This is a genomic window from Parasphingomonas halimpatiens (assembly GCF_036663795.1).
Lineage (GTDB): Bacteria > Pseudomonadota > Alphaproteobacteria > Sphingomonadales > Sphingomonadaceae > Sphingomonas.
The window spans coordinates 1-7,086 of the sequence record NZ_JAXOJP010000075.1; the positions used below are offsets into that span (position 1 = coordinate 1).

Below are 7,086 nucleotides of genomic sequence, written 5' to 3' on the forward strand. Positions count from 1 at the left end.
CAAAACTCTTCCCGTTGTGACAAGATCGAAGACTCCTTGAATGGCATCGGGCACCTCCGCACCCAATGTGTTCACCATGTCTCCGAACACCTGTTCGCTATCTCTCCGGTCTATACAAAGGGGAGGGCTAAAGGTACCGATCAATGAGATGCGGTATCAGGCGACCGCGAGCGCCGCGTCGCGGACCGCCGCGCCGAGCGCCGTGCCCGACAGCCAGGCGCTCTCGACACGCGGGCCGAGCAGCCAGTCGCCGCACGCACCCACGCCGAGCCGCGCATTCCACAAGGCGCCCTCGCCGATCCCGGCCGACATCGCATAGCGCCAGCGGTGCGCGGTCGCCTCGATCGACGGCGGGAGATCGTAGCCCAGCGCCTCGGCGAGCGCGTCGAGCAGCAGGCGCTGTACCACCACGGCTTCGTCCTCGAGATGCTGCGCGGACCAGGCGCCGTTGCCCTGCACGACCCACGCCTCGACGCCGCCGCGGCCGGGCTTGGCGCTGTCGCGTGCCGCCCAGCCTATGGGCCCGCAGTCGCGCAGGATCGTCAGCGTGGTGGTGAGCGGCGCGGCGAAGGCGTACATCGCGGTCCAGCAGGGTTGCGAGCGCGCCATCAGTGCGCAGCGCGCCATGGCGAGGTCGACCGGGCCGAGCAACGCCGCCGCCTGCTCGGCCGGCACCGCGACGATCACCGCGTCGAAGGTCTCGGGCGGAAGATCCTGCCCGATCAGCCGCCAGCCGCGCCCGGCGCGCGCGATGCCCTGCACCATCACACCGAAATGCGCCTCGTGCCGCTCTGCCATGGCGCGGACCACGGCGTTCATTGCCGGCACGCCGACCCAGGCATCATGGCCGGCGACCGGCCAGGGCTGCGCGAGGCCGCGGGCCGCCCACTCGGCCACCGCGGCCTGAAAGGCGGGGTCGCGCACGGTGAAATATTGCGCGCCGTGATCGAAGCTCGCCTCGCCGATCGGCGTGGCGAGGCGCCGCGTCGACATGCGCCCGCCGGCGCCGCGCGCCTTGTCGAACAGCGTCACGGCGTGCCCCTGCGCGACCAGCGCGTCGGCGCAGGCGAGCCCGGCCATGCCGGCCCCGACGATCGCGAAACGTAAGGGGGCGGGTGGCTGCATCGCCGCTGCGACGTTCATCGGCCCATCAACGCCAGGACTTCCCTGCGGCTGGCGGGATCGTCGCGGAAGCAGCCGAGCATGCGGCTGGTGACCATGCCGACCCCGGCGGTGCGCACGCCGCGCCCGGTCATGCAGCCATGCTGCGCGTCGATCACCACCGCGACGCCGCGCGGCGCGAGCTCTGACCAGATGCAGTCGGCGACCTGCGCGGTCAGCCGCTCCTGCACCTGTAGCCGGCGGGCGAAGCCGTGCAGCACGCGCGCGAGCTTGGAAATGCCGACGACGCGGTCGCGCGGCAGATAGGCGATCGACGCGGTGCCGGTGATCGGTGCGAGATGATGCTCGCAATGCGACTGGAACGGGATGTCGCGCAGCACGACGATCTCGTCATAACCGCCCACTTCCTCGAAGGTGCGTGCCAGGTGCGCGCCGGGATCCTCCTGATAGCCGCTGCAATATTCCAGCCATGCCCGCGCCGCGCGCGCCGGGGTTTCGGCGAGCCCCTCGCGGTCCGGATCCTCGCCGACAAAGCCGAGCAACGCGCGGAACGCCGCCTCGATCTCGGGCGGCACGGGCGGCCTTGTGCTCGCTGCGACTTGCAGTGCGGGGGACATATAGTTCACGATGATGCCGTCTTTCCCAGGTGCCGTGCGCAATGAGCGCTCGCGAACGCGCGATGCCGATCCTATGTTCGAAATCTGGGGGGGCGGGGGCCAACCGCCAAGCAGCACGAAAGGGCACTCAAGGTGGCGCCCCGACTGGCCTATTGAGGATGTCGTCAATGTCACTGTCCAGCATGATCCAGTCGAGCGCGGTCGCCGCCGTCATCAGCAATCCGCGATTGGCCGATAACCCGATCATCGACTGCAACGAGGCGTTCGTGCAGCTGACCGGCTATGATCGCGACGAGATCATCGGGCGCAATTGCCGCTTTCTGCGCGGCGCCGATACCGAGGATGCGCTGTCCCAGGAACTGCGCGAGGGGATTGCCGCGCACCGCCCGACGATGGTCGAGATCCTCAATTACAAGAAGGACGGCTCGCCGTTCCGCAACGCCGTGCTGGTCGCGCCGATCTTCGGGGCGACGGGCGAGCTGGAATATTTCCTCGGCTCGCAGGTCGAGGTCGCCGGCGACGAGGCCGCCGCAGGCGACAATCGGCGCAAGGCCGCCGCCGAGCGGATCGCCTCACTGACGCCGCGCCAGCGCGAGATCGTGGTGCATATCGCGGCGGGCAAGCTCAACAAGCAGATCGCCTATGAGCTGGGCCTCAACGAACGCACGGTGAAGATGCACCGCTCGACCGTGATCCGCGTGCTGGGGCTGCGCACCACCGCCGATATCATCCGGCTGGCGATCGAGGCGGGGTATTGAGCGGGGCGTTGCGTGTGGTGTCGATGCCGGGCGCTTGAGGGCGGCGGCGGACGGCGCGTGATGTGCTGCGCCGGGGTGGGGGCACCCTCTGTTCCGCTCTGTTTTTCGACGTAAATCTTTTGCGCCGGGTTTGTGCGGCGTTTTCTCGAAAATAGCCTATAATTATCAGATAGATAATTGGCGTTTCCCTGTTCCTGGAGAACAAGAGGAAACAAGAGAATATCAAGAAGCGTAACAGAGGCGGAACAGAGGGCGTAACAGGAGCCCGCGCCGGCGGATTTTCCGCCAGGGTGGTGGTGCGTTTCGATGCCGATCAACGATGCGAAAGAGCTGGCGCGTGCTGCGGGGCGGAGCGCGCCGGGGTTGCGGTATGGTCGGGTTGTGGGGGAAGTTGAATCGGGGTGATGGGGGCTTTGCCGTCGTTCGCTCCGGCCATTACCGGGCGTTCGAGAAGTGGACACAATGCATCTGCGTGCACGACGGCTGCGCAGGCGAAGTCCGACCGGATGCGGACTGACGTGTTTGCGAGGCAAGCCAACGAAAGCAGCCATCCGTTGAGTTTGCTCGAATGTTCGAATGACCCATATCAGCCATTGAGGACCGCTTACCGGGGTACCGACACCCGACATTCGTTCATGCCGCTCTTAGGGTCAGCCTGCGCCAGTGAAAAACTTTGGTCCGAATGGCTTGAGGTGGTGGAAAGGGGTCTGGCGGCTTTGCATCCGATCATGCGACAAGCCGTCACAAAGGACGGGCATCAGATGGGCGACGGACAGATGTGGCGGCGGTATTTATTAGGCTTCTTCGTGATCGGCGGAGCAATCGTATGGACGGCTCCCGCTTCCGCGGCATCCAATGGCAAGTGTCCGGCACCCTCGCTTTCCTCGCGAGATGCCATCAAGCGTTACATCGAACTCAGTGAAGAGGAGTGGGCGAAATCTGTCGCAACCAACGATGCGTCGGTAGTCAAGCGCATCCTAGCTGACGACTTCGTGTGGGTTCTCGACGGCCGCTTGCTCGACAAAGAGACCGCTGTTGCGGAGGCAGCAGAGGGCCCCGGCCCCTTTCTCACCAACGTACCGGATTATGTCCACGTCCGCTTCTTCGGAAATACTGTTGTCGCCCAAGGTAGCGAGACCTGGACGAAGACGGGCGGCCGACGCGGCAAATTCGTCTGGACCGACACATGGGTCAATCGCGCGGGCTGCTGGCAGATCGTGAATGCGCAGGATACTGTCGTTGTGATCACAGATAAATAGTCCGCTCTTAAGCAAGTCTGCGCCGCCCGGGAACGGCCGAGCGTGGGGCGACAGGCGACCGGCGGTTATCAGGAAGAGAGATGGCGATAGCTCCCCCGCCCTGACTCCGTGCATCGACGACCCAGAACCGGCCACTCTCGCGTTCCCTCTGCCGAACCGAAACCAGGCGCTCATCCAGGTGGCGCTCTGCGGCTACATTTGCCGTTGGACGACTGGCGGCTCGAAAGCATATGGGCGAAGCGGACCTTAGCCGGACGGATTGGTTCCAGCATTGGGCTATCCGCGCTTAGGAACTTCGCTCCTGCCTTCACCAGCGGCCGGCTCTACCAGTTGATTGATGCCGGCCGCGAGCGTCGCAAGCTTGTATGGCTTTCGCAGTATCGGAAACTCCCGCTCGTCCCTGGGAATGAACTGCTTGCTGCTATAGCCACTCGCGAGCAATACCGGGATGTCGGCGTGGGCATCCCTTATCTGGATTGCCAGCTCCAGACCGCTCATTCCCGGCACGACGATATCCGAAAAGACGAGGTCGACGTCATGCTCCTTCAGCAGCTCCAGCGCTTCGCCGCCATTCGATGCTTCGATCACCCTGCAGCCGAGATCGTCGAGCAGTTGGCGCGCGAAGTAACGAACATGTTCGCTGTCCTCCACGACGAGGACCCTGAGCCCCGCCGGGATCATGGCCTGGACCTGTGAAACAGCTTCCCTGAACGGCTGTTTGTCGGTGCGCGGAAGCCAGAGTTCCACCGCGGTGCCTTTACCCACCTCGGATTCGATCCTGGCCGAACCGCCCGATTGCAACGCGTAGCCATGGATCTGCGAGAGGCCGAGCCCCGTGCCCTTGCCGATCGGTTTGGTCGTGAAAAACGGCTCGAACACGCGCTCGAGCGTCTCGGGCGGGATCCCCTCGCCGGTATCCCGGATCGACAGCAGGACCCCATCGCCTTCGGGCCGTTTGTCATTCGTGGTCGACAGGGTGATCTTTCCGCCATTTGGCATCGCATCCCGGGCGTTGACGACCGCATTGAGCAGCGCCGCCTCGAGCCCATTCGGGTCGATCTCGACCGGCCATAGCGCCGGCGCGAGATCGAGCTCGAGTTCATAGAGGCTTCCCAGGGTGCGCTCCAGCATCTCGCCCATGGCATCGAGTCGTAAGCTGAGGTCGACGACCTCGGGTTCGAGCGGCTGGCGACGCGCGAAGGCGAGCAGTTGCGAGGTGAGCCCGGTCGCCCGCTCCGCCGTCTCCAGCATGACATTGAGATAACGGTTGCGCTTCTCGACTTCCATGTCCGGCTGACGCAGCAGGAAGTCAGCCGAGCCGCGCATGACGGTCATCAGGTTGTTGAAGTCGTGCGCGATACCGCCGGCAAGTTCGCCCAGCGCCTGAAGCTTTTGCGACTGCAGCAAGGCCTCCTGGGTTTGACGAAGTTCCTGCTCGGCCTGCTTCTTCTCGCTGACGTCGCGGGTAATCTTGGCAAACCCGACATGCTCGCCGACTTCGTTGTAGATGGGGTCGATCACGACATGCGCCCAGAAGAGGGAGCCGTCCTTGCGCACCCGCTGCGCCTCCGCTTCGAACTTGCCCTCCTGTAGGGCGGTTTTCAGCGCCCTTTCCGGTGTGCTGCGCGCGCGATCTTCCGCAGTATAGAAGAGCGAGAAGTGCTTCCCGAGCACCTCTTCCTCGGCATAGCCCTTGATGGCTTGCGCGCCGGCGTTCCAGCTCGTGATCCTGCCATCCCGGTCGAGCATGTAGATGGCGTAGTCGCGCACGCCTTTGACGAGCATCCTCAGTTGCAGCGCGCTCTCATAGGTCGCCTGTTCGAGGCGTCGCTTTTCCGTGATGTCGCGGGTGATCTTGGCGAAACCCACGACCGAGCCGTCTTCGCCGCGGATGGCATCGAGGATAGCGTGCGCCCAGAAGCGGCTGCCGTCCTTCCGGATTCGCCAGCCCTCTGCTTCGAAGCGCCCCTCACGTGCGGCCGTCTCCAGGGCGAACGCCGGCACGCCGGCCTCGCGATCCTCCGGCAGGAAAAAGCGGGAGAAATGCTCGCCGATGATCTCTTCGGCGGAATAGCCTTTGAAGCGCTCCGCACCACTGTTCCAGGTAACGATGCGACCGCCGGGATCGAGCATGTAGAGCGCGTAATCGCTGACTGCGTCAACGAGTAGTTGGAACGTCTCCGCAGGGGGCTGCTTCCTTGAGTCCGACAAATGCAATGCCTGATCCTGTGCTGAGCCCCCGGCCCGACGATATAGACTAAAGTCCATATCGAACACGAACTTATGCGCAACAGGATTCGCCGCGGCGGGCGAGCGGCGCGGACTAGAAACCGGCCTCTACCGCCAGGCGCATCGCCTCGCCGCTGGTGGCCACACCGAGGCGCTTCACAAGCGCGCTGCGATAGATTTTGATGGTCTTTTCGGTCAGCCCCAGTTGCTCCGCAATCTGCCGGTTACGCCAGCCTCGCGCCACCAGGCGGAGAACCGCTAGCTGCTGCGGTGTAAGCACGCTCAACCGCGCTGCGGCCGTCGGCACAGCCGGCCGGACCGCCGCGCGATCGATGGCCATCTGGCTTCCCACGAAGCAGGCCAGCTTTCCGTTGTCGTCCAGAAGAGGCGCGATCATCAGCGCGTTGAGGAATTTGCTGCCGTCCTTCCGGTAGTTCGCGAGCTCGATCATGGCTGGCGTCGCGCGCGCGATTGCCTGGCGCAGCGCTTCTCTCTTCGCGGGATCGGTATCCGGGCCGGCGAGAATGCGGCAATTGCGGCCGATTAGCTCATGTTCGCAATATCCCGTAAGCTGCTCAAACGCATGGTTTGCAGCAATGATCGGGTTGTCGTCGGCGTTGGGATCGGTGACGACGGAAGCAATGGGCGAGAGCCGGATTGAGCCGACGATCTCCTGCACAGGACTGGTACGCCTTGCCAAACCCATCCTTTTACTCCGTGACGCAAGGCTGCTGTACTATCGCAAACCGTGTCGCGAAGGCTAGCGACGCGATGGGTGCACTCCGGCCGCCGCTCGGATGACCGCTTCCAGCCGAGATGATTGTAAACCTGAATGGCCCAAAAAGGTTGCGTAGCGGTCCCATGAGTTCCATGAACGAGCGTGCGCTTACGCTACCTGGCCGCCCGAAAGCGGCCGGTCCGTTCTCCACCCTCGCCGAATGCTGCGACGTAAACGATCGCCGGCTTTCGGGTCGGCTGGACGGCCTAGAGCGCGATGCGTTTAATCTGACGCATATCCTGCATGTTTGAGGAAGTTCCAGCATTCCTCGGGTGTGTAGAGATCGCAGATGTTGCCGACGGCGCGCCATAGATCGTCGATCG

The 7,086-nt window shown here is 64.1% G+C and carries 6 protein-coding genes; 2 read left to right on the top strand and 4 right to left on the bottom strand.

Annotated elements, in window-relative coordinates; genetic code table 11:
• Nucleotides 1-156: 156 nt before the first annotated feature.
• A complete protein-coding gene (locus tag U1839_RS26510; protein ID WP_332806558.1) occupies nucleotides 157-1,143 on the bottom strand; it encodes an NAD(P)/FAD-dependent oxidoreductase in 987 nt (328 codons plus the stop codon).
• On the bottom strand, nucleotides 1,140-1,739 hold the full coding sequence (gene folE, locus U1839_RS26515; protein ID WP_332806562.1) for a GTP cyclohydrolase I FolE: 600 nt from the start codon (nucleotides 1,737-1,739) through the stop codon (nucleotides 1,140-1,142). Before folE ends, U1839_RS26510 begins: the two co-directional genes overlap by 4 nt.
• Before the next feature lie 167 nt (nucleotides 1,740-1,906).
• Here folE and U1839_RS26520 point away from each other — a divergent pair, with 167 nt between their 5' ends.
• Nucleotides 1,907-2,497, top strand: a complete 591-nt coding sequence (locus tag U1839_RS26520) for a PAS domain-containing protein (RefSeq protein ID WP_332806559.1) — start codon at nucleotides 1,907-1,909, stop codon at nucleotides 2,495-2,497.
• 554 nt (nucleotides 2,498-3,051) lie between these two features.
• A complete protein-coding gene (locus U1839_RS26525) occupies nucleotides 3,052-3,756 on the top strand; it encodes a nuclear transport factor 2 family protein (RefSeq protein WP_332806560.1) in 705 nt (234 codons plus the stop codon).
• A gap of 276 nt (nucleotides 3,757-4,032) precedes the next feature.
• Here the strand turns inward: U1839_RS26525 and U1839_RS26530 are convergent, their stop codons facing one another.
• Together U1839_RS26530 and U1839_RS26535 are read right to left on the bottom strand one after the other, a co-directional pair.
• On the bottom strand, nucleotides 4,033-5,973 hold the full coding sequence (locus U1839_RS26530) for a hybrid sensor histidine kinase/response regulator (protein WP_332806563.1): 1,941 nt from the start codon (nucleotides 5,971-5,973) through the stop codon (nucleotides 4,033-4,035).
• Between the two features lie 106 nt (nucleotides 5,974-6,079).
• Nucleotides 6,080-6,664: a response regulator transcription factor gene (locus U1839_RS26535; protein WP_332806561.1), complete on the bottom strand. Its 585-nt coding sequence runs from the start codon at nucleotides 6,662-6,664 to the stop codon at nucleotides 6,080-6,082.
• Nucleotides 6,665-7,086: the final 422 nt, after the last annotated feature.